Source organism: Paracoccus shanxieyensis, from assembly GCF_009711265.1.
Classification (GTDB): domain Bacteria; phylum Pseudomonadota; class Alphaproteobacteria; order Rhodobacterales; family Rhodobacteraceae; genus Paracoccus; species Paracoccus shanxieyensis.
The window spans coordinates 75240-98195 of sequence record NZ_WMII01000014.1 but is presented as its reverse complement, the minus strand read 5'-3'; the positions used below and the strand labels follow the sequence as shown (position 1 = coordinate 98195).

Genomic DNA, 22956 nt, shown 5'->3' with positions numbered 1-22956 from the left:
CCCTGAAAAACTCCCGCGCGGACGCGGCTCCTCATGAGTTTCGGCAAGTCTACGCCGGGGGATATTGCAGACAATGACATTCGCGGACAGAATTTCTGATCGGAAATGCCATGTTGGAGGGGCGGATGGAGCGGCGGATGATCTCGGCCGGGTTCGTGCAGGATGCGCTGGCGGCGGTTGGGCAACTGGACGCGGCCGCCCTGCTGGCGCGGGCGGGGATTGCGGATGCGGGCCAGCCGGTGTCGCATCTGCAATATGGCCGGTTGTGGCTGGCGATTGCCCAAGACACGGGATGCGAGTTCTTTGGTCAGGGCGCGCGGCAGATGCGTCCGGGCAGCTTTGCGCTGATGGGGCATGCGGTGCTGCACGCCGAAACGCTGGACCGGGCGCTGCGGCGCGCGCTGCGGTTCATGGACATGGCGATCGTCGCGCCAAGCGGTCGGTTGCTGCTGCGCGACGGCATGGCGGAAATCGTGCTGCGGGATGACGGGCCGCAGGATGACGGGCCCCCACGCGCGGCCTTTGCCTATCGCACCTATTGGCTGATCCTTTTGGGGCTGATGTGCTGGCTGATCGGACGGCGCATTGCCTTGGCGCGGGTCGATTTCGCCTGTCAGGCCCCGCCGAACCGGCAGGATTACCGGCAGTTCTTCGGCGCGCCGGTGCAGTTCGGCCAACCTCACAGCCGTCTGGTCTTTGCTGCGGATTACCTGTCGCTGCCCCTGATCCGGTCCGAGCGCGCGCTGAAAGCCTTTCTGCGCGGCGCACCCGCGAATATCCTGTTGCGCTACCCGCATGATCAGGGGCTTTCGGGCCGCATCCGCGCCCGTCTGCGCGCCGTCCCGCCCGAGCAATGGCCGGATTTCGACAGCCTCGCCCGCGATCTGGGCCAGTCCCCCGCGACGCTGCGCCGCCGCCTGCGGGCCGAGGGTCAGGGCTTTGCCGCCATCCGCGCCGAGATGCGCCACGCCATGGCCTGCCGTCTGCTGCGCGACACCAAAGCCCCCATCGCAGCCATTGCCGCCCGCCTTGGCTATGCCGAGCCGGGGGCGTTTCATCGCGCCTTCCTGAAGCTGGCGGGCATGACCCCGGCCACATTCCGCCGCGGGGCGTAAGCTAGGTTTTGCCGGCCACACCCTGCCCGCAAGACCCTGCCGCCGCTTGCAGACCATCTTTCCCGCAGCGCCTGCGTGGATTATGCAACCGGAATGTAGCACCGGGCCCGCGCGCCCGACCCCACAAGGATGAGCGTTCGCCAATGCCGCAAGGGCCAGAGATCGAGGATCAAGCGCCGACCAGAACCGCGCTCTGGCGTCATTTCCTGCCCTATGTCGTGGCCTTCGCACTGTTCGGTGCCGGGCTTTACGCCCTGAACAGCCTGTTGGCCGAGGTGGATATCCGCGAGGTCGCAAATCAGGTCCGCACGACGCCGTGGCAGGTCACAGGCATCGCGTTTCTGACCACGGTGGCGGGCTATCTGTTTCTGGCAGGTTATGACTGGTCGGCGCTGCGCCATATCGGCAAGCCGCTGCCGCTGCCAGTCGCGATGACGGGCGGGCTGATGGCCTATGCCTTCGGCAACACCATCGGGCTGTCGGCGATTTCGGGGGCGGCGGTGCGCTGGCGGGTCTATTCCGGGCTGGGGCTGGACGGCTATGACATCGCGGCGATCTCGACCTTCACGGCGGCGTCCTTTGGCGTCGGCGCGTCGCTGCTGGGCTTTTCGGCGCTGGCGCTGCATCCCGGCGCGCTGGGGCCGATCCTGCCCCTGCCGCATGGCACGATCCGGCTGCTGGCGATTGCCGCCGTGCTGATCGTGACGCTGCCGATGCTGTGGGCCTCGATCACCCAGCGCGAATTGCCCATCGGGCGCTTTCGCCTGCGCGCGCCGACGCCGGGCATTCTGGCGGCGCAGATCGTCATCTGTTCGGGCGATATCGTGTTTTCCGCCCTGACGCTTTATGTGCTGCTGCCGGTCACGGATTTCGGCTTCCCGACCTTTCTTGTGGTGTTTTCCGCCGCGATGATGGCGGGCGTTCTCAGCCATGTGCCGGGCGGCGTCGGCGTCTTTGAAAGCGTCATCATTGCCGCGATGCCGGCGGGCACGCCCATCGACAAGGTGGCGGCGGGGCTGTTGCTGTTCCGCATGATCTATTATCTGGCGCCCTTCACGCTGGCTTTGCTGTTGCTGGCCGCCTATGAGGGCTGGCGGATGCTGGGCCGCGCGCCCTCGACCGCGTTCGGGCGCCGCCTGTCGGTGATCGAGCCTGCGCTGCGCGCCGTCATGCCGCTGGCGCCCTTGCTGCTGGCCGTGATGGTCTTCGGCTCGGGCCTGTGGATGAGCGTCTCTGCCCTGCTGCCGCCGATGACCGAGACCTCGGAACTGGCCGAGTCGTTTTTCCCGCTGGCCTTTGTCGAAGGCTCCATCCTGCTCTCCAGCGCGCTTGGCGCGGGGCTGGTGGTGCTGTCGCTGGGCGTCGTGCGCCGCAGCCTTGGCGCCTTCTGGCTGACAATTGCCGCCATGCTGACCGGCGCGGTCTTTGCCCTGCTGGAGGGGGTCGATCTGGAACAGGCCAGCGCGCTGCTGCTGGGCGTGCTGATCCTGCTGCCGTTTCGCCGGGCGTTCCACCGCCGCTCGATGCTGACGCATTCGGCGCTGACGCCGGGCTGGATCGCGATCATGGTGGCGGCGGTGGCGGGCTTTGGCTTCGTGCTGTTCTTTGCCCATAAGGAAACGCCGTATTCCAACGAGTTATGGTGGCAGTTCGCGGCGGATGAACGCGCGCCGCGTGCGCTGCGCGCCGGGCTGCTGGCGGCGCTGCTGGTGGGGTTGGGCGCGCTGTTTCTGCTGCTGCGCATCCCGCGGTTCCGCCCGCTGCCGCCCGATGCCCGCACGCTGGAAATCGCGGGCGGCATCGCCATGGCGCAGGACAATCCCGATGCGGGCTTTGTTCTCAGCGGCGACAAGGCGATCATGCTTTCTGACAACCGCGAGGCCTTCCTGATGTTCGGCGTCGCCGGGTCGTCCTGGATCTCATACGGGCCGCCCATAGGCCTGCCCGAAGATGCCGAGGAAGTCGCCTACAGCTTCGTCGATGCCGCGCGTCGCGCCGGGGCACGGCCGATCTTTTACGAGGTCGGGCCTGCCGATGTGCCGCTGATGCTGGATCTGGGCATGACGCTGCACAAGATGGGCGAAGAGGCCGTGGTGGACCTGCGCCGCTTTTCGCTGGAAGGCTCGGCCCGCAAGCGCCTGCGCACCACCTATGCCCGTGCCGGGCGCGACGGCTTGACGCTGGAATTGGTGATGCCGCCGCATGACGCCGCCCTGATGGCCGAATTGCGCGACATTTCCGACGAATGGCTGATGGCGCGCAAGTCGCGGGAAAAGGGCTTTTCGGTCGGGCGGTTCTCATCCGATTGGCTGGACCGCTGGGCCTTGGCATTGGTGCGTCAGAACGGGCGGCTGATCGCCTTTGGCAATGTCATGACCACCGATCGCCATGCCGTCGCCTCGATCGACCTGATGCGGCATCGCAACGACGCGCCCTCGGGCACGATGGAGTTCATGTTCACCGCGCTGATGCTGGCGCTGAAGGAACGCGGCTATCCGGCATTCTCGCTGGGCATGGCACCGCTGGCCGGGCTGGATCCCAACCGCTCGCGCCGGGTCTGGGACCGCTTCGGAGCGCTGATCTTCCGCCATGGCGGCAGCTTTTACAAATTCGAGGGGCTGCGCGCGTTCAAGGACAAGTTCGATCCCGACTGGACGCCGCATTATCTGGCGACGCCGACCTCGATGCCGCCGCTTCTGCCGCTGGCGGATGCCGCCCGGCTGATCGCCCGGCAACCCGGCGCAGGCAGCGCGGTCAGCGAGGCGAATTAGGTTGCGGCTGGCGGCGCGGTGGTCTCGCGCAGCATCAGGATCGGGGATACCAGCGTGAGCGGCGCCACCTCATGCCCCTCGATCCGGTTCAGCAGCACCCGCGCGGCCAGCCGCCCCAGATCGCGCTTGGGCTGGCGGATGGTGGTCAGCGCCGGTGCGATATGCGAGACCAGTTCGATATCGTCAAAGCCGATGACCGAGACATCGCGCGGCACCGACAGCCCCGCCCGCGTCAGCGTGGCGACAAAGGCGCAGGCCATCTCATCGGAAAAGGCAAAGACCGCCGAAGGGCGTTGGGTCGCGGGCAGCGCCAGCCATGCCTGCGCTGCGGCCTGACCGGCCTGCAAGCTGAAATCGCCTGCAAAGACCGTCAGCCGCGCGTCACCCGCCGCCTCGGTTGCGCCGGTCAGCCGGGCGATATGCAGCACATTCGCCGCAGGCCCGCCGATCACCCCGATATGGCGATGCCCCAATCCCAGCAGATGCTGCATCGCCATGCGCCCGCCGTCACGATTGTCCAGCATGACGCGCGGCAGCGCGGCCCCCTCGATCCATTCGCAGGCGGTGATGACGGGCGGCAGGTCGGGGCCGGTCAGGCTGGCCAAGGGCACCAGCCCATCCATCAGGATGATGCCATCCGCACGCGACGGGTCCAGAAACCGCGCGACCGCCGCATCCCGACCCTGCCCCTCCAGCGTATCAGCCACCAGCAGGCCATAGCCCGCCGCCGCCAGTTCGCGCCCCATGCCGTCAAGGATCTTGGCAAAAAACGGATTGCCCAGATTGGGCACCAGCGCCACGACGCTGCCGGTGCGGCCCCGGCGCAGGTTGCTGGCGGCGTGGTTCATCCGGTAGCCGGTCGCTGCGACCGCATCCATGACCGCGATCCGGGTGGCCTCGGCCACGACTTCGGGCTGTGACAAGACGCGGCTGACCGTCGAGGCCGAAACCCCCGCCATCCGGGCCACATCCGCCAATTTCACGCGCGTTGACAGCTTGTCCATCTGCGCAGACTAGGCCGGGTTTGTGGTATCGGCAAGCCGTCGAAAGAACATGTTGCAATCGATTTCAAACCAGTGCAGCCTGAGCGCGAGGAGAGTGAGGATTCCATGCGGACGATCAAAGGGCCTGCGCTTTTTCTGGCGCAGTTCATCGGTGACCAGCATCCATTCGACAGCTGGGACGGCATCACGAAATGGGCCGCCGATTGCGGCTATCTGGGCGTGCAGGTGCCTGCGGGCGATCCGCGCTTTCTGGATCTGGCGCTTGCGGAACGCTCGCAGGATTATCGCGACACGTTCCTTGGCACGGCACGGGCGAATGGCGTCGAGGTGACCGAGATCTCGACCCATTTGCAGGGCCAGCTTGTTGCGGTGCATCCGGCCTATGATGCGGGGTTCGACGCCTTTGCGCCCGCCGCGCTGCGCGGCAATCCCAAGGCGCGGCAGGAATGGGCGGTGGCGCAGGTCGCCAGCGCCATCCGTGTCAGCCGCTTGCTGGGTCTGACCGCCATGGCGACGTTTTCGGGGGCCTTGGCATGGCCCTATCTCTATCCGTGGCCGCAGCGCGCGCCGGGTCTGGTGGAGACCGCCTTTGACACTCTGGCCGCGCGCTGGCGTCCTCTGCTGGATCTGGCCGAGGAACACGGCGTCGATATCTGCTATGAGATCCACCCCGGCGAGGATCTGCATGACGGCATCACATTCGAGATGTTTCTGGACCGCGTGGACCAGCATGCGCGGGCGAACATGCTTTACGATCCTTCGCATTATGTGCTGCAACAGCTTGATTATCTGCAGAATATCGACATCTATCACGACCGCATCCGCATGTTCCACGTCAAGGATGCCGAGTTTCGCCCCACGGGCCGGCAGGGCGTCTATGGCGGCTATCAACCTTGGGCCGAGCGCGCGGGACGGTTCCGCAGCCCCGGCGACGGGCAGGTGGATTTCGGGGCGGTCTTCTCGAAACTGACGCAATACGGCTTTGACGGCTGGGCGGTGGTCGAATGGGAATGTGCGCTGAAACACCCCGAGGACGGCGCCCGTGAAGGCGCGGCTTTCGTGCGCGACCATCTGATCCGCGTCACGCCCCATGCGTTCGACGATTTCGCCGCCAGCAGCGTCGACCGTGCGGCCATTGAAAAGGCGTTGGGGCTATGACGCCGATCCGACTGGGCATGGTGGGCGGCGGCGCGGGCGCATTCATCGGTGCGGTGCATCGCATCGCGGCGCGGCTTGACGGGCAGTTCCAGCTGGTCGCCGGCGCATTGAGCAGCGATCCCGACCGGGCGCGGGCCAGCGCGGATGAGCTGGGCATCCGGTCCTATGACGATTTCACCCAGATGGCCCTGGCCGAAGCCGCGCGCGCGGATGGCATTCAGGCGGTCAGCATCGTCACGCCCAATCACATGCACGCGGCCCCTGCTGCGGCCTTTCTGCGCGCGGGCATCCATGTCATCTGCGACAAGCCCTTGGCCGCGACCCCCGCGCAGGCGGCCGAGATCGCGGGCGCGGTGTCGGAAGGCCGTGCGCGGTTCTTCCTGACGCATAACTATGCCGCCATGCCCATGGTGCGCGAGGCGCGGGCGCTGGTGCAGGACGGCGCGCTTGGGCAGATCCGGCTGGTGCAGGCCGAATATCTGCAAGGCTGGCTGTCGGATGACACGCACAGCAAACAAGCCGAATGGCGAACCGATCCCGCGCGCGCAGGGGCAGGCGCGCTTGGCGATATTGGCACGCATGCCTGGCAATTGGCGGCGTTCGTCACCGGGATGACGCCCAGCCATATCTCGGCCGACCTGTCCAGCATGGTGCCGGGCAGGCCCATCGACGATGATGCGCGGGTGGCGCTGCGCTATGCCACGGGCGCCAAGGGCGGGATCTGGGCCAGTCAGGTGGCGGTCGGGCAGGAAAACGGCCTGTCGCTGCGGGTCTTTGGCACCAGGGCGGCGCTGGATTGGCGGCTCGAGGCCAGCGAAAAGCTGGTGCTGTCGCCCAAGGACGGCCCCGCGCAGATCCTGACGCGGGCGCAGGACCGCTCGGCCTCATTCCGAACGCCGCCCGGCCACCCCGAGGGCTATCTGGAGGGGTTCGCAAATATTTACAAGGATGTAGCGGCAATAATTCGCGGAGATTCAAGCCATGCGGTCCGGGTGCCCGGTCTGGCCGACGGTCTGTCGGGCATGGCATTCATCGCGGCCTGCAAGGCATCGGCCAAACAGGACAGCGCATGGGTCGAGGTGGCGGCATGACAGTGCTTGCGTTGAAGGATGTCTCGAAAAGCTTCGGCCCGATCGAGGTGCTGCACAATGTCGATCTGGCGCTGGAACCCGGCGAGGTTCACGCGCTGATCGGCGAAAACGGCGCGGGCAAATCCACGATCATGAAGATTCTGGGCGGGTTTCTGGCGCCGACCTCGGGTCAGGTGATGCTGGACGGACAGCCCCGCGATTTTGCCAGCGGCCCCGATGCCGAGGCGGCGGGCATCATCGTCATCCATCAGGAATTCAATCTGGCCGCCGATCTGTCGGTGACGGCGAATGTGTTTCTGGGGCGCGAACTGGGCGGGTTCCGGCTGGACCATGCTGGGATGCGCAAGCAGACGGCGGCGCTGCTGGACCGGCTGCACAGCAAGATCAACCCCGACACGCTGATCCGCGACCTGTCGGTGCCGGATCGTCAGATGGTGGAAATCGCCAAGGCTCTGGCCCGCAACACGCGCGTGCTGATCATGGACGAACCCAGCGCCGTGCTGACCCACCGCGAGGTCGGCACGCTTTACGAACAGGTGGACCGGCTGCGCGCGCAGGGCGTGGCGATCCTGTATTGCTCGCACCGGCTGGATGAGGTGGCGCATCTGGCCGACCGCATCACCGTGCTGCGCGATGGCCGCGTCGTGCGGCAGGCCCTGCGCGGCGAACTGACCGAGGACGGCATGGCAACCGCCATGGTGGGCCGGGAATTGCAGGATTTCTATCCGCCCAAGGGCACGCCCAGCGGGCAGGTCGCGCTGGCCGTTCGCGGTCTGACCGTGCCGGGCCGCGTGCATGGCGTGGATCTGACGCTGGGCCGCGGCGAGGTGCTGGGCATTGCCGGGCTGGTCGGGTCGGGGCGCACCGAACTGGCCGAGGGGCTGGTCGGGCTGCGCCCTGCGACCGGGGACATCAGCGTGGCGGGCAAGCCCACGCCGATCCGCGACCTGCGCGACGCCTTTGCCGCCGGGCTGGCCTATCTGACCGAGGATCGCAAGGAAGCCGGGCTGCTGCTGGACAAGGGCCTGCGCGAAAACCTGACGCTGGCCACGCTGGAGCGTTTCGGCAATCTGCGGCTGGATGTGCGCGCCGAAGAGGCCGCGCTGGAACGGGCCACGGCGGATTTCGACATCCGCGCCAAAAGCCGCGACATGGTTGCGGGCAAGCTGTCGGGCGGCAACCAGCAAAAGCTGCTGCTGGCGAAAACCATGCTGCCCGATCCCCGGATCATCATCATCGACGAACCGACGCGCGGCATCGACGTGGGCACCAAGCGCCAGATCTATGCCTTCATCCGCAAGCTGGCGGATGAGGGGCGCAGCGTCATCGTCATCAGCTCGGAAATGACCGAGGTCATCGGCCTGTCCGACCGGGTGCTGGTCATGCGCGAAGGCCGCCTTGCCGGGGAAGTGCAGGGCGATGCCATGACCGAGGAAAACATCGTGCGCCTTGCCATGGGCGTCGGCGGGGAGGCCGCATGAAACGTCTGGATTTGCATACACTTGGACCCATCGTCGCGCTGATCGCGCTGGTCATTCTGGGGGCGTTGCTGAATTCGTCCTTTCTGGCGCCGGGCAATATCACCAATGTTCTGGCCCGCTCGGCCTTTATCGGCATGATCGCGGTGGGCATGACATTCGTCATCACCGCGGGCGGGCTTGACCTGTCGGTGGGGTCGATGGCTGCGTTTCTGGCGGGGCTGGCGATCATCGCGATGAATGCGGTTCTGCCCTCGGTCGGCAGCAATTGGGGCACGATCCTGATCGGCATGGGCGTGGCGATTCTTGGCGGGATCATCGCGGGCTATGTGAACGGCGCGCTGATCACCAAGGCCCGGATCGAGCCCTTCATCGTCACGCTGGGCACGATGGGCATCTTCCGGTCGCTGGTGACATGGCTGGCCGATGGCGGCACGCTGTCCCTGGAATACGGCCTGCGCACGCTGTATCGCCCCGTCTATTACGGCGGCATCGGCTGGATCACCTGGCCGATCATCGCCTTTGCCGTGGTCGCCATCATCGGCGAATGGATGATGCGGCATTCCCGCTTTGGCCGCCATGTCGAGGCCATCGGCTCGAACGACCGGGTGGCGAAGTATTCCGCCATCGACGTGAACCGCGTCAAGCTGATGACCTATTTGGTGCTGGGGCTGCTGGTCGGTCTGGCGACCGTGCTGTATGTGCCGCGCCTTGGTTCTGCCTCGGGCTCAACAGGCGTCTTGTGGGAGCTGGAGGCGATCGCCGCGGTCATCATCGGCGGCACCGCGCTGAAGGGCGGCACTGGCCGGGTCTGGGGCACGGTGGTCGGCGTGCTGATCCTGTCCCTGATCGACAATATCCTGAATCTGGCCGATCTGGTCAGCCCCTATCTGAACGGGGCGATCCAGGGGGTCATCATCGTTCTTGCTGTCGTGCTGCAGCGGGAAAAACGCACCGCTGACGAGCGGTAATGGGAGGGAGAACCGGAGATGAAACGCAGAACTCTGATGCAAGCCGCAGCAATCGCGGCGACGCTTGGACTGACCTCGGGCGCGGCCATCGCGCAGGACGGGGAAAAGAAGGTGATCGGCGTGTCGATCCCCTCGGCGACGCATGGCTTCATGGGCGGGCTGAACTGGCACGCGCAGGACACGATCAAGCGGCTGGGCGAAGCCTATCCGAATATCGAATTCGTGCTGTCCACCGCCAGCGACCCCGCCAAGCAGGTCAATGATATCGAAGACATGATGGCCACGCGCAATATCGACGGGCTGGTCGTCCTGCCCTTTGAATCCGAACCGCTGACCGCCCCCGTCGCCGCCGTCAAGGAAGCGGGCAAGTTCGTGACCGTGGTGGATCGCGGCCTTGCGCAAGAGGGCATCGAGGATCTGTATGTCGCGGGCGACAACACCGCCTTTGGCCGTGTCGCGGGCACCTATTTCAAAGAGCATCTGCAGCCCGGCAGCAAGATCGTGGTGCTGCGCGGCATCCCGACCACGCTGGACAATGAACGCGTCGAGGCGTTTCAGCCCGCGCTGGAGGGGTCAGAGATCCAGATCCTTGACATGCAGCACGGCAACTGGAACCGCGACGACGCCTTTACCGTCATGCAGGACTATCTGTCGAAATACCCGGAAATCAACGCGGTCTGGGCGGCCGATGACGATATGGCGGTCGGCGTGCTGGAAGCCATCTCGGCCGCGAACCGTCAGGATGAGATGTGGGTCATCGGCGGCGCGGGCATGAAGGAAATCGTCAAGCGCATCATGGATGGGGACAAGCAGCTGCCGGTCAACGTGACCTATCCGCCCGCGCTGATTTCCTCGGCCATCGAGATGACGGCGCTGCATTTCACCTCGAACGCGCCGATGACGGGCCGCTTTATCATCGGCAGCCAGCTGATCACGCCGGAAAACGCGCAGCAATTCTATTATCCCGACAGCCCGTTCTAGGCCGATGTGCCGGATTGCCCCGACACCCTGCCGGACATGGCGGGGTGTTTTCGTTTTATATACCTTTGAATCATGGGCTTGTCGGTGATCGGTGGCGCGGTTTTCCGGCAACCAAACATTCACACAGCGTCACAGGAACTGTCAGCCGTCTGTCATGAAATGCAGCGACACCTGCAGCCGGACAAGACAGGGACGGCAATGCGGATCGAAGCGGAACAGATCACCCGGATTTTCGGAACGGCCAAGGCGGTCGATGCCGCAAGCTTCGTGATCGACCGGCCGATGGTCGTGGGCATCATCGGCAGTTCGGGGGCGGGCAAGTCCACGCTGTTGCGCATGGTGAACCGCCTGACCGATGCCAGCCAAGGCCGCCTGCTGATCGACGGGCGCGACGTTCTGGCCCTGACCGGCCGGGACAAGCGCGCGTGGCAGGCCGATTGCGCGATGATCTTTCAGCAGTTCAACCTTGTGCCGCGGCTGGACGTGGTGTCGAACGTGCTGCACGGACTTCTGAACAAGCGCGGCCTGCTGCCCACCCTGCTGAATATCTGGTCGCGCCCCGATATCGACCGCGCCTGCCAGATCCTCGACCGCCTTGGCATTGCCGAACAGGCCACCAAACGGGCCGAGGCGCTGTCGGGCGGCCAGCAGCAGCGCGTGGCGATTGCCCGCGCGCTGATGCAGGATCCCCGGATCATTCTGGCCGACGAACCCATTGCCAGCCTTGATCCAATGAATGCGCAGATCGTCATGGACACGCTGCGCCGCATTCATGACGAAGACGGGCGCACCGTGATTGCCAACCTGCACACGCTGGACACGGCCCGGCGCTATTGCGACCGGGTGATCGGCATGCGCAAGGGCCGCATCGTCTTTGACGGCACGCCCGATCTGCTGACCACCGGCGCCGCCCGCGACATCTATGGCGCCGGGGCCGAGTTCAGCGAAGCCACGACATCCACCGCTCTTGCCCCCCCCGCCCCGGCCGATCGCGCATATGCCGACCGGCTGCTGGCGGATTGATCCCCATGGAGACGATCATGACCAAGACCCTGACCCTGCTGGCGCTGACCACCGCGCTGGCCCTGCCGCAACTGGCCGCCGCGCAAGAGATCACCGAATTCCGCATCGGCGTTCTGGGTGGCGAAAACGCGCAAGAGCGGATGACCAACAACGAATGCCTTGCCAAACACACCAGCGAAACGCTGGGCGTCCCGGTCCGCATTTTCACGCCCGCCGATTATGACGGCGTGATCCAGGGCCTGCTGGGCGGCACGCTGGACGCGGCCATCCTTGGCGCCTCGGGCTATGCCAAGGCCTATCTGACGAACCCCGATGCGGTCGAGCCGGTTCTGGTCAAGACCAACCTTGACGGCTCGTCCGAGTATTTCTCGGTGGGCTTTGCCCGCAAGGATCACCACATCACCTCGCTGGCCGACATGAAGGGCAAGGTGCTGGGCTTCGGCGATCCGAACTCGACCTCGGGCTATCTGATCCCCGCCGTCGAAATGCCCAAACAGGGCTATTCGATGGAGCCGGGCGCCTATTTCAAGGACATCAAGTTCACCGGCGGTCATGAGCAGACCATCGTTGCCGTGAACAATGGCGATGTCGATGCGGGTGTGACCTGGGCCGATGGTCTGGGCAACTGGGAAGACGGCTACAACTCGGGCGCGCTGCGCAAGGCGGTCGATGCCGGTCTGGTCGATATGAACGACATGGTGGAAATCTGGCGCTCGGAGCCGATCCCGGAAGGCCCGCTGGTCGTGCGCAAGGCACTGCCCGAGGATGTAAAGGCCAAGTTCACCGCGATGATGGCCGATCTGATCAACACCGACAAAGACTGCACCTATGGCGTCGCGGGCGGGGAAACCGCCGGTTTCACCCCGGTGAAGCATGACAACTATCTGTCGATCATCGAGGCGCGCAAACTGGAAGAAGCCAAAGGCAGCTGATCCGCCGCCAGCATTCTGACGCGCGGGCCGTCATGGTCCGCGCGCTTTCAATTCGCGACCCCCGAGGCCCCGATGACCACTTCCCTTGCCGATCGCATGGCCGCGTCCTATCACGCGCAGCAGCGCCGCCGCCGCACCTACAGCGCCGTGCTGTGGGCGATCTTCGTGGCGCTGCTGGTCGCGGGCTTCGACATGGCCGACAGCCGCAATGCCGGAAGCTTCGTCGGCGGCTTGCCCAAGGTCTTCGACTATCCCGCTGCCCTGATTTCCGAGGCATGGCAAAAGGCCGGCAACCTGCCCGGCCATATGCAGCGCGCCCTGCCCGCGCTGGTCGAGACGCTGAACATCGCCGCCGCCTCGACGCTTCTGGGCACGATCGGCGGCGCGGTGATGGCCTTGCTTTCGACACGCGGGCTGGCACCGTTTCCCCGGCTGGTGCCGCTGTTCCGGCGCATGATGGACATCGCCCGCGCGTTTCCGGAAATGGTCATCGCGCTGATGCTGATCTTTGTGCTGGGCGGCGGGCCGGTTCCCGCCGTCATCGCCATCGCCATTCATTCGGTGGGGGCATTGGGCAAGCTGTTTTCGGAAGTGGCCGAAAATGCCAGTCTGAAGCCGGTCGAGGGGCTGGAATCCGTCGGGGCAGGCTGGCTTCAGCGCATGTGGTTCGGCATCGTGCCGCAGGTCGCGCCGAACTGGGCCAGCTATGCCATGCTGCGCTTTGAAATCAACATCCGCGCCAGCGCCATCCTTGGCTTCGTCGGCGCGGGCGGTATCGGCTATGAGCTGCGCAACGCGATCAGCTGGGGCCAGGGCAAATACGACGCCGCCGCCGCCATCTTCATCCTGCTGTTCCTGACCATCGTATTTTTCGACCAACTGACCTCGGTGGCACGCAACCGGCTGGTGCGCGGACAGGAACAGGGCCAGCGCGGAGGCCGGATCTGATGTCGCTTGCCGATACCAATATCGCCGCGCAGGGCATGATTCGCCGCAAGCGCCTGTGGTCGCTGGGCGTGCCCGCGCTGATCGTGGCCTATCTGGCCTATGTCGCCATCGCCTTTGATCTGGGCGGGCTGGCGGGGCGGGCGCGCTGGGACAATGGCATGCTGATGGCGCAGGACTTCTGGTCCTACAAGGTGCATGTCACCCGCGACAATCGCAGCCAGAACATCTCTGCCTCGATCGAGGGGATGCGCAACGCGACCTTCGCCCCCGACCAGCGCCCCGGCTGGATCACCGACACGGCCAGCGGCACGCATGTCGCGCTGCCGCAGGGCAACAGCGTCGATTTCGGGCCCGAGGGGCTGGTGGTGCTGACCACGCCGGATGGCCAATACCGCATTCATGCCGCAGGCGGGGCCATTCAGGCCGATATTCCCGACCCGCCGGCGAATTTCAACGTCTCGGACAGCCGCTTCACCGCCTATCTGCCCGAAGGCGCGCGCCTGACCGTCACCCGCGCCCGCACCGAGGTATTCCGCCGTCAGGCCGGGTGGGAGCTGTTCTTTTTCGATCTGTCCTCGGATTTCCATGGCAAAAGCTGGGGCGAACTGGCGGCGCTGAGCTTTGGCGACAGGCTTGATCCGGCCCGCCCGAACATCGTCGGAATGGCGCAGGATTTCTGGAAGAATTCCATATGGCATCACGGCGATGTGGCATGGGCGATCTTTGAAACCGTCCTGATGGCGTTTCTGGGCACCTTCGCGGCCGGGCTGATCTCGGTGCCGCTGGCCTTTCTGGCGGCGGCGAATTTCACCCCGCTGCTGCTGGTGCGTCAGGCGGTGCGGCGGGTCTTTGACCTGCTGCGCGGGGTGGATGCGCTGATCTGGACCGTCATCATGTCGCGCGCCTTCGGCCCCGGCCCGCTGACCGGCAGTCTGGCGATCCTGCTGACCGATACCGGCACCTTCGGCAAGCTGTTCAGCGAGGCGCTGGAGAATATCGACGAAAAGCCGGTCGAGGGTCTGCGCTCGACCGGGGCCGGAGCCTTGGCGCGGATCCGCTGGGCGGTGATCCCGCAGGTCGCGCCGGTCATCATGTCGCAACTGCTGTATTACTTCGAATCCAACACGCGCGGCGCCACCGTGATCGGGGCGATCACCGGCGGCGGGATCGGGCTTTTGCTGATGCAGGCGATGCAGACCCAGCAGGACTGGGAACATGTCGCCTATTACATCGTGCTGATCCTGCTGATGGTGATGGCCATGGACTGGCTGTCAGGCAAACTGCGCGCGCGACTGATCAAAGGCTGAGGACGATGCCGAAACTTTCCCCCGACGCCCCCTTTCTGCATGAGGGGGCCCAGATCGCCAATTCCGATTTCGGCCGCTATTGTGAGGTGGGCGCCGATGCGCGCGTGCTGAATTCCAGCTTTGGCGATTACAGTTACTGCGAACGGCTGTCCGACATTGCCAATACGACCATCGGCAAATTCGCCAATATCGCGGCAATGACGCGGATCGGCCCGACGGATCATCCGATGACCACGGCCAGCCTGCATCATTTCCTGTATCGCTCGGACGATTATTTCGACGATGCCGCACCCGATGCCGATTTTTTCGCGGCACGGGCGGCGCGGCGCACGGTGATCGGCCATGACACATGGATCGGCCATGGCGCGATCATCAAACCCGAAGTGAGCGTCGGCCACGGCGCGATCGTCGCCGCCGGAGCGGTTGTCACCAAGGACGTGCCCGACTGGATGATCGTCGCGGGTTGTCCGGCCAAACCGCTGCGCGAACGCTTTCCGGCAGAGATCGGCGCACGGCTGATGGCGCTGTCATGGTGGGACTGGGACCATGCGCGCCTGCGCCGCGCCCTGCCCGATTTCCGCGCCCTGCACGTGGCGCAGTTTCTGCGCCGTTACGAAAGCTGATGCGGCAGGGTCAGCGTCACCCGCTCGGCCGCCCACCATGTCAGCGCGCGTTCGACCATCTGGCCCTGCCACTGGCTCAGCCCCTCGGTGCGCAGCAGCGGATCGCCCGGCTCAAGCTGCAACTTGCCCGCCTGCACCGCATCCGCCGTTCTGGCCGAGATGCGGGTCACAAGGCGCTGGTAATCCGCGACGCCGCAGGCCCGCAACGCCTGCGTGACGGAATCGTGCTGGCGCAGCGCGGCGGGCAGATCGGGGACCAAGGCGGCGGGATAGATGCTGCGAAACAGCGCGACCGGCTTGAAATCGACCAGCGACACGCCTTCGGCCACATGCACCGGCTGGCCCGGCTCCAGCCCCAGCGCCTCGGCCTCGGCATCGCCTGCCGGGCGGGTCATGATCGCGTCGATGGTACGGCCCGGCACCTTGCCCGACAGTTCGATATTGCGGTGAAAGCGCACGCGCTCGCTCAGCGGATAATCGACGGGGGTGGCGGCCACGAACACGCCCGCACCGCGCCGGGAATACAAAAGCCCCTCATCGGCAAGCACACGGGTGGCGTGGCGGACGGTGTGGCGGTTCACGCCAAAGCGGGCGGCCAGTTCGGCCTCGGGCGGCAGGCGGGTGCCGGGCGGCCATTTGCCGCGCGCGATTTCACCGCGCAACTGATCCGAGATGCTTTGCCACAGGCTCATGTCGTCACCGAAAATTCACAATTTCCGGATTGTCGCCCGGTCTGGATCACACTACAAGAAGTATAGTTGTATAGACAACCGAGGAATTTCGATGAGCGCGAGTCTTTCCCCCGCCGACCGCCGCGACGCGCTGGGTCTTCTGGCCCGTGCACCCGCTGCCCGACTGGCTGAACTGCTGCCGGACCTGCCCGCGCATGAGACGCTGCGCGCGCCGGAAATCGGCACGGTCATGGTGCAGGGCCGGGCGGGCGGCACGGGGGCGGCCTTCAATCTGGGCGAAATCACCGTGACGCGGGCCTCGGTCCGGCTGGCCTCGGGTCAGGTCGGGCATGGCTATGTGCAGGGCCGCGACAAGGGCCATGCCCTGCGCGCGGCGCTGATCGATGCGGCGGGCCGGCCCGACATCATCGCCACCCTGCGCGCCGAAGAGAACGCCCGCCGCGCAAGGATCGCCGCCGAGGCTGCCGCCACCCGCGTCGAATTCTTCACCCTGGCCCGAGGAGAGGACGAATGAACGCCCCCGCGACCCGGCTTTCCGGCGGCTTTGCCAGCCCCGCACATGACAGCGCACGCGGCTTTCGCACCATCCTGTCGGCCATGTCGCGGCCCGGCAGTGTGCTGGATCTGGCGCAAGCTGCTGGTCCCGCGCCGATCTCGGCTGCGGCGGCGACGGTGCTGCTGGTGCTGTGTGACCGCACCACGCCGCTTTATCTGGCGCCGTCCCATGACAGCCCGGAGCTGCGCGACTGGATCGCCTTTCACTGCGCCGCACCCCTTGTTGCCGCGCCCGAGGCCAGCTTTGCGCTTGGCGGCTGGGCGGCGTTGCAGCCCTTGGACCGTTTCGCCATCGGTACGCCCGAATATCCCGACCGCGCCGCGACGCTGATCGTGGACGGCCATGATTTCGACGCCCCGCCGATCACCCCGCCCGCGACCCTGTCCGGTCCCGGCATCAAGGACGAGGCGCAGCTTGCCTTGCCCGACACCGCCGCCTTCGCCGCGAACCACGCCCGCTTTCCCTTGGGCTGGGACGCCATCTTCACCGCAGGATCGCGCATCGCGGCCCTGCCCCGATCGACACAGGTGCGCTGATGTATGTTGCCGTCAAAGGGGGCGAGCGCGCGATTGACGCCGCCCATGACTGGCTGGGCCGCGCCCATCGCGGCGCGCCCGACCAGCCCGCGCTGGATACCGCGCAGATCCGCGATCAGATGGCGCTGGCCGTGGCGCGGGTGATGGCCGAGGGCTCGCTTTACGATCCCGATCTGGCGGCGCTGGCGATCAAGCAGGCGCGCGGCGATCTGATCGAGGCGATTTTCCTGATCCGCGCCTATCGCACCACGCTGCCCCGGCTGGGGGCCTCGGACCCGGTTCAGACTGGCGCGATGCGGGTGAAGCGCCGGATCTCGGGCACGTTCAAGGACATTCCCGGCGGGCAGGTGCTGGGCCCGACCTTCGATTATACCCACCGGCTGCTGGATTTCCGGCTGATGGCAGATGGCGAACTGCCCGAAACCAGCCCGGCCGCCGCAGATTGCCAGCCGCTGCCCGCCCCGCATGTGCTGGATTTCCTGAACCGCGACGGCCTGATCGAGGATGCCGCGGATGACGGCAACGCGCCGGGCGATCTGACGCGCGAGCCGATGGAACTGCCTGCCGCGCGCGCCTTGCGGCTGCAGGCGCTGGCACGCGGGGATGAGGGGTTTCTGTTGGGTCTCGCCTATTCCACGCAGCGCGGCTATGCCCGCAACCACGCCTTTGTCGGCGAATTGCGCATCGGCCATGTCGATGTCGAGATGCAGGTCCCCGAGCTGGGATTTTCGATCCAGCTTGGCGAAATCGAGCTGACCGAATGCGAAACGGTGAATCAGTTCAAGGGCTCGCGCACGGAACCGGCGCAGTTTACCCGCGGCTATGGCCTGACCCTTGGCCAGACCGAGCGCAAGGCGCTGTCCATGGCGCTGGTCGATCGCGCGCTGCGCTGGCAGGAACTGGGCGAGGACGATCAGGGCGCGCCGGCTCAGGATGCGGAATTCGTGCTGTCGCATTGCGACAACATTCAGGCGACCGGCTTTCTGGAGCATATCAAGCTGCCGCATTACGTCGATTTTCAGGCCGAGCTGGAACTGGTGCGGCGCCTGCGCGCCGATATTCCCCACGCAGGTGCGCCCGACGCAGGCAAGGAGGACGCGGCATGAGCGATTACAATTTCGCCTATCTGGACGAGGACACCAAGCGCATGATCCGTCGCGCCATCCTGAAGGGGATTGCCGTGCCGGGCTATCAGGTGCCCTTCGCCAGCCGCGAGATGCCGATGCCTTACGGCTGGGGCACGGGCGGCGTGCAGGTCACGGCGGCCACGCTGGTCCCCGAGGATGTGCTGAAGGTCATCGATCAGGGCGCGGATGACACCACGAACGCCGTCAGCATCCGCAAGTTCTTCCAGAAGACCGCCGGGATCGCCGTGACGCAGCGCACGCGTCAGGCGACGCTGATCCAGACCCGGCATCGCGTGCCGGAAATCCCGCTGACCGAGGATCAGATTCTGGTCTTTCAGGTGCCGATCCCCGAGCCCATGCGGTTTCTGGAGCCGCGCGAGACCGAGACGCGGCGCATCCATGCGCTGGCGGATTACGGGCTGATGCAGGTGCGGCTTTACGAAGATATCGCCCGGCATGGCCAGATCGCGACCTCATATGCCTATCCGGTCGAGGTGGCGGGACGCTATGTCATGGACCCCTCGCCCATTCCGAAATTCGACAATCCCAAGCTGGACGACTGCCCGGCGATCCAGCTGTTCGGAGCGGGGCGCGAACAGCGGATCTATGCGCTGCCGCCCTATACCCGCGTGCGCAGTCTGGATTTCGACGATCATCCTTTCGTGGCCTCGAAGGCGGATCATGCCTGTGCAATCTGCGGATCGACCGTCAGCTATCTGGATGAGGTCATCACCGATGATGCCGGGGGGCGGATGTTTGTCTGTTCGGACACGGATTATTGCGCGGAATTTGCCGAAGGAGGTGCGTGATGGACAGGGAGCTTGCCTCCGGCGGGAGTATTTTGCGGAACGAAGAAGCCCGGCCGCTGCTTTCGGTGCGCGGCATCGAGAAGCGCTATGGTGCGCGGATCGGCTGCACCGGCGTCGGTTTCGATCTGTGGCCGGGCGAGGTGCTGGGCATCGTCGGCGAAAGCGGATCGGGCAAGTCCACGCTGCTTGGCTGCCTGTCGGGTCAGTTGCGGCCCGATGCGGGATCGGTCGTCTTTGACACGCGCGATCAGGGTCCGGTCGATACCCTGACCCTGAGCGAGGCCGCGCGGCGGCATCTGGGTCGCACCGACTGGGCCTTTGTGCATCAAAACCCGCGCGACGGATTGCGGCTGGGCGTCAGCGCCGGCGGCAATGTCGGCGAGCGGCTGATGGCCAATGGTGCGCGGCATTATGGCGGCATCCGCGCCACGGCCGCCGACTGGCTGGAGCGGGTCGAGATCGATCCGGGCCGGATCGACGACCGGCCGCGGCAGTTTTCGGGCGGCATGCAGCAACGCTTGCAGATCGCGCGCAATCTGGTGTCCGGGCCGAGGCTTGCCTTCATGGACGAGCCGACCGGCGGGCTGGATGTCAGCGTGCAGGCGCGGCTGCTGGATCTGCTGCGCGGCCTTGTGCGCGATATCGGGTTGTCTGTCGTGCTGGTCACGCATGATCTGGCCGTGGTCCGGCTTCTGGCGGACCGGCTGATGGTGATGAAGGGCGGGCATGTCATCGAAAGCGGGTTGACCGATCAGGTCTTGGATGATCCGCAGCATGCCTATACCCAGCTTCTTGTGTCCTCTGTCTTGCAGGTGTGAGCCTATGATCCTTGCTGAAAACGTCGCCAAGGAATTCACCTTGCACAATCAGGGCGGCACGGTGCTGCGCGTCATGCAGGGCGCCAGCCTTGCGGTCGCGCCGGGGGAATGCGTGGCCTTGACCGGCGCCTCGGGCGCGGGGAAATCCACGCTGATGCGGATGATCTGGGGCAATTACCGCACCGATGCCGGGGTGATCCGCGTGGGCGGGCTGACCGTCAGCCATGCCGAGCCGCGCCAGATCATCGCGATGCGTCGCGCCGGTCTGGGCTATGTCAGCCAGTTTCTGCGCGTGCTGCCGCGCGTGCCGACGCTGCGGGTCGTGGCCGAGCCGCTGCTGGCGCTTGGCGTGCCCCAGCCCGAGGCGGAAACCCGCGCCGCGCATCTGCTGTCGCGCCTGCGCATCGCCGAGCGGCTGTGGTCGCTGTCGCCGACCACGTTTTCGGGCGGCGAGCAGCAGCGCGTCAATATCGCGCGCGGGTTCATCCATCCCTATCCGGCGCTGCTGCTGGACGAACCGACGGCCAGCCTGGATGCGCAGAACCGCGAGACGGTGATGCAACTGATCGAGGAGGCCAAGGCACGCGGCACCGCCATTCTGGGCATTTTCCACGATGAGGGCGCGCGGGACCGGCTGTGTGACCGGGTCGTCGACGTGACGGGCTTCCGTCCCGAGGTGCAGGCATGACGCATGTCGCGGTGGTCGGCCCGTCAGGTGCGGGCAAGGATACGCTGATGCTGGCGGCATGCGCGATCCGGCCCGATCTGCGGCTGGTGCGGCGGGTCATCACCCGTCCCTCGGGTTCGGGGGGCGAAGATTTCGAGGGCGTCACGCCCGAGGCTTTCGCGCAGATGCAGGCGCAGGGCCGGTTCCTGCTGGACTGGCAGGCGCATGGCCTGCGCTACGGCCTGCCGCGCGACGCCTTTCTGGACGGGCCCGTGCTGGTGAACCTGTCGCGCCGGGCCCTGGCGCAGGCGGCGACGGTTCTGCCGGGGCTGCATGTCATCCACATCACCGCCCGCCCCGAGGTTCTGGCCAAGCGCCTGTCCGCACGGGGCCGCGAGGATGCCGGGCAGATCGCCGCCCGCATCGCGCGCGGGACCGGCCCCTTGCCCGAGGGCCTGCCGGTGACGCATATCGACAATTCCGAAACTGTGGAGACAGCGGTCAGGGCCTTTCTGGCCGCGCTGGACAAGGTGAACGCATGATACTGGCCAATGCCCAACTGATCCTTGCCGACCGCGTGATGCGCGGGCAGGTCCATATCGAAGATGGCCGGATCGCCGCCATCACCGAAGGCGACGCCGTGCCCGCAGGCGCCGAGGATTGCGGCGGCGCGCATCTGGCGCCCGGTCTGATCGAGCTGCATACCGACAATCTGGAACGCCACATCCAGCCGCGTCCGGGCGTGAACTGGCCGCATTCGGCGGCGATCTTTGCCCATGATGGCGAGCTTGCCTCGACCGGGATCACCACAGTATTCGATGCGGTGCGGGTGGGCTCGATCCCCAAGGATGGCGCGGGTTATGCGAAATATGCCCGGCCTCTGGTCACGGAAATCAACGCTCTGGTCGCGGCGCGGCGCTTGCGCATCAGCCATTTCATCCACCTGCGCACCGAGATCTGCAGCGAAACCCTGATGGATGAGCTGGCCGAGTTCACCCCGGGCGACCGCGTGCGGCTGGTCAGCCTGATGGATCACACGCCCGGCCAGCGCCAGTTTCGCGACATCAGCAAGCTTGCGGAATATGTGCAGGGCTCGAAAGGGCTGAGCAATGCCGAGTTCGACGAACATGTCGCGCGGCTGAAGGATCTGCGCGCCCGCTTCGGCGACGCGCATGAGGCAGGCGCAGTCGCCGCGGCCCGCCGTCTGGGCGCGACACTGGCCAGCCATGACGATACCGATGCCGCTCAGGTCGCCGTCAGCGCCGCGCATGGCGTCAGGCTGGCCGAGTTTCCCACGACCGAGGAAGCCGCACGGGCGGGCCATGACCACGGCATCCTGAACATCATGGGCGGGCCGAACCTGATCCGGGGCGGGTCGCATTCGGGCAATATCGCCGCCGAGCTTCTGGCGAAGGCCGGGCTGCTGGACATCATCTCGTCGGATTATGTGCCCTCTAGCCTGCTGCTGGGGGCCTGTCATCTGGCGCGGCTGTGGGACGATCTGCCGCGCGCCTTCTGCACGGTGACAGATGCGCCCGCGCGCGCGACGGGGCTGGATGACCGGGGGCGGATTGCCGTGGGCCTGCGTGCCGACCTGATCCGGCTGGCGGATATGGAGCGCACGGCGCGTGTCACCGGCGTCTGGGTCGAAGGCCGCCGGGTGGGATGAAAAAGGGGGCGCAAGGCCCCCTTTTCCTTATGCTTTTGCGCGTTCGACGTAGGACAGGTCTTCGGTATTGATGATGACCTTGGTGCCGACGCCGATATGGGGCGGCACCATGATACGCACGCCGTTATGGGCGATGGCGGGTTTGTAGCTGGACGAGGCGGTCTGACCCTTCACCACCGGCTCGGTCTCGGCCACTTCGACGGTGACGCGCTGGGGCAGTTCGATGGCGATCACCACATCGTTGTGAACCTGCAGGAACACGCGGATGCCGTCTTCCAGAAACACCTTGTCGTCGCCGACGACATCGGGGGCCACGACGACCTGCGCATAGCTTTCCGGCTCCATGAAATGGTAGCCTTCGCTGTCTTCATACAGGAAGTCATAGGACCGTTCGTCGACATGGGCGCGTTCGACCTGTTCGGTGGTCTTCCAGCGTTCCGACACCTTGTTGCCGTCGGCGATGCGGCGCAGATCGACCTGCGTCGTGGGCGTGCCCTTGCCGGGGTGGAAGTTGGTCGCCGTCAGGACGACATGAAGCTTGCCGTCGATTTCGACGACATTGCCTTTGCGAAGGCTGGAGGCGATGACTTTCAAGGCGCGTTTCCTTGCGTGCTTTTCAAATACCGGATCACCGGCTATGCGAGGGCCGGCAAAGATGGGGTTCAATAACGCCTTGCGCG

23 protein-coding genes are annotated in these 22956 nt (G+C 65.9%); 20 read left to right on the top strand and 3 right to left on the bottom strand.

Going from position 1 to position 22956, the window contains the following annotated elements; translation table 11 throughout:
• The first annotated feature begins 110 nt into the window (after window positions 1-110).
• Entirely contained in the window at window positions 111-1115 is a 1005-nt protein-coding gene (locus GL284_RS14935; RefSeq protein WP_230383089.1) for an AraC family transcriptional regulator, read from the top strand.
• A gap of 143 nt (window positions 1116-1258) precedes the next feature.
• Complete coding sequence (gene mprF / locus GL284_RS14930) at window positions 1259-3886, top strand: bifunctional lysylphosphatidylglycerol flippase/synthetase MprF (RefSeq protein ID WP_155045438.1); 2628 nt, start codon at window positions 1259-1261, stop codon at window positions 3884-3886.
• Here mprF and GL284_RS14925 read toward each other — a convergent pair.
• The gene (locus tag GL284_RS14925; protein ID WP_155045437.1) at window positions 3883-4890 is read right to left on the bottom strand and encodes a LacI family DNA-binding transcriptional regulator; all 1008 of its coding nucleotides are present in this window, start codon (window positions 4888-4890) and stop codon (window positions 3883-3885) included. The genes mprF and GL284_RS14925 overlap by 4 nt on opposite strands.
• Before the next feature lie 105 nt (window positions 4891-4995).
• On the opposite strand from GL284_RS14925, the gene GL284_RS14920 reads away from it, so the two are divergent.
• The 10 genes from GL284_RS14920 to GL284_RS14875 all read left to right on the top strand — a co-directional run bounded on the left by GL284_RS14920 (window position 4996) and on the right by GL284_RS14875 (window position 15402).
• A complete protein-coding gene (locus GL284_RS14920) occupies window positions 4996-6048 on the top strand; it encodes a sugar phosphate isomerase/epimerase family protein (RefSeq protein ID WP_155045436.1) in 1053 nt (350 codons plus the stop codon).
• The gene (locus GL284_RS14915) at window positions 6045-7139 is read left to right on the top strand and encodes a Gfo/Idh/MocA family protein (RefSeq protein WP_155045435.1); all 1095 of its coding nucleotides are present in this window, start codon (window positions 6045-6047) and stop codon (window positions 7137-7139) included. The genes GL284_RS14920 and GL284_RS14915 overlap by 4 nt, the downstream gene beginning before the upstream one ends.
• A complete protein-coding gene (locus GL284_RS14910) occupies window positions 7136-8620 on the top strand; it encodes a sugar ABC transporter ATP-binding protein (protein ID WP_155045434.1) in 1485 nt (494 codons plus the stop codon). Before GL284_RS14915 ends, GL284_RS14910 begins: the two co-directional genes overlap by 4 nt.
• Window positions 8617-9588: an ABC transporter permease gene (locus GL284_RS14905; RefSeq protein WP_155045433.1), complete on the top strand. Its 972-nt coding sequence runs from the start codon at window positions 8617-8619 to the stop codon at window positions 9586-9588. Before GL284_RS14910 ends, GL284_RS14905 begins: the two co-directional genes overlap by 4 nt.
• Before the next feature lie 18 nt (window positions 9589-9606).
• Entirely contained in the window at window positions 9607-10569 is a 963-nt protein-coding gene (locus GL284_RS14900) for an ABC transporter substrate-binding protein (protein WP_155045432.1), read from the top strand.
• Between the two features lie 198 nt (window positions 10570-10767).
• Window positions 10768-11592 carry a phosphonate ABC transporter ATP-binding protein gene (gene phnC / locus GL284_RS14895; protein WP_155045431.1) on the top strand — a complete coding sequence of 275 codons (825 nt, stop codon included), beginning with the start codon at window positions 10768-10770 and terminating at the stop codon, window positions 11590-11592.
• Between the two features lie 17 nt (window positions 11593-11609).
• On the top strand, window positions 11610-12524 hold the full coding sequence (gene phnD / locus GL284_RS14890; protein WP_155045430.1) for a phosphonate ABC transporter substrate-binding protein: 915 nt from the start codon (window positions 11610-11612) through the stop codon (window positions 12522-12524).
• Between the two features lie 72 nt (window positions 12525-12596).
• Window positions 12597-13472 (top strand): phosphonate ABC transporter, permease protein PhnE, encoded by an 876-nt coding sequence (gene phnE / locus GL284_RS14885; RefSeq protein WP_155045429.1) that lies wholly within the window; start codon window positions 12597-12599, stop codon window positions 13470-13472.
• Complete coding sequence (phnE, locus tag GL284_RS14880; protein WP_155045428.1) at window positions 13472-14779, top strand: phosphonate ABC transporter, permease protein PhnE; 1308 nt, start codon at window positions 13472-13474, stop codon at window positions 14777-14779. Before phnE (GL284_RS14885) ends, phnE (GL284_RS14880) begins: the two co-directional genes overlap by 1 nt.
• Window positions 14780-14784: 5 nt before the next feature.
• Window positions 14785-15402 (top strand): LbetaH domain-containing protein, encoded by a 618-nt coding sequence (locus GL284_RS14875; protein WP_155045427.1) that lies wholly within the window; start codon window positions 14785-14787, stop codon window positions 15400-15402.
• On the opposite strand, the gene phnF is transcribed toward GL284_RS14875, so the two are convergent.
• Entirely contained in the window at window positions 15390-16094 is a 705-nt protein-coding gene (gene phnF / locus GL284_RS14870; RefSeq protein WP_155045426.1) for a phosphonate metabolism transcriptional regulator PhnF, read from the bottom strand. The genes GL284_RS14875 and phnF overlap by 13 nt on opposite strands.
• Before the next feature lie 91 nt (window positions 16095-16185).
• Here phnF and phnG point away from each other — a divergent pair, with 91 nt between their 5' ends.
• From phnG to GL284_RS14830, 8 genes are read left to right on the top strand one after another with little or no spacing between them, the layout of a single operon-like run.
• Window positions 16186-16608, top strand: coding sequence for a phosphonate C-P lyase system protein PhnG (gene phnG / locus GL284_RS14865; protein WP_155045425.1), 423 nt, complete (start codon window positions 16186-16188; stop codon window positions 16606-16608).
• The gene (gene phnH, locus GL284_RS14860) at window positions 16605-17186 is read left to right on the top strand and encodes a phosphonate C-P lyase system protein PhnH (protein WP_155045424.1); all 582 of its coding nucleotides are present in this window, start codon (window positions 16605-16607) and stop codon (window positions 17184-17186) included. The genes phnG and phnH overlap by 4 nt, the downstream gene beginning before the upstream one ends.
• Window positions 17186-18292: a carbon-phosphorus lyase complex subunit gene (locus GL284_RS14855; RefSeq protein WP_155045423.1), complete on the top strand. Its 1107-nt coding sequence runs from the start codon at window positions 17186-17188 to the stop codon at window positions 18290-18292. The genes phnH and GL284_RS14855 overlap by 1 nt, the downstream gene beginning before the upstream one ends.
• Window positions 18289-19122 (top strand): alpha-D-ribose 1-methylphosphonate 5-phosphate C-P-lyase PhnJ, encoded by an 834-nt coding sequence (locus GL284_RS14850; RefSeq protein ID WP_155045422.1) that lies wholly within the window; start codon window positions 18289-18291, stop codon window positions 19120-19122. The genes GL284_RS14855 and GL284_RS14850 overlap by 4 nt, the downstream gene beginning before the upstream one ends.
• Window positions 19122-19940, top strand: a complete 819-nt coding sequence (gene phnK, locus GL284_RS14845) for a phosphonate C-P lyase system protein PhnK (protein ID WP_155045421.1) — start codon at window positions 19122-19124, stop codon at window positions 19938-19940. Before GL284_RS14850 ends, phnK begins: the two co-directional genes overlap by 1 nt.
• A 4-nt stretch (window positions 19941-19944) precedes the next feature.
• Entirely contained in the window at window positions 19945-20628 is a 684-nt protein-coding gene (gene phnL / locus GL284_RS14840; protein WP_155045420.1) for a phosphonate C-P lyase system protein PhnL, read from the top strand.
• Complete coding sequence (phnN, locus tag GL284_RS14835) at window positions 20625-21149, top strand: phosphonate metabolism protein/1,5-bisphosphokinase (PRPP-forming) PhnN (RefSeq protein WP_155045419.1); 525 nt, start codon at window positions 20625-20627, stop codon at window positions 21147-21149. The genes phnL and phnN overlap by 4 nt, the downstream gene beginning before the upstream one ends.
• Complete coding sequence (locus tag GL284_RS14830; RefSeq protein ID WP_155045418.1) at window positions 21146-22276, top strand: alpha-D-ribose 1-methylphosphonate 5-triphosphate diphosphatase; 1131 nt, start codon at window positions 21146-21148, stop codon at window positions 22274-22276. The genes phnN and GL284_RS14830 overlap by 4 nt, the downstream gene beginning before the upstream one ends.
• 27 nt (window positions 22277-22303) lie before the next feature.
• Here the strand turns inward: GL284_RS14830 and efp are convergent, their stop codons facing one another.
• Window positions 22304-22870 (bottom strand): elongation factor P, encoded by a 567-nt coding sequence (gene efp / locus GL284_RS14825; protein ID WP_155045417.1) that lies wholly within the window; start codon window positions 22868-22870, stop codon window positions 22304-22306.
• Between the last annotated feature and the right edge of the window lie 86 nt (window positions 22871-22956).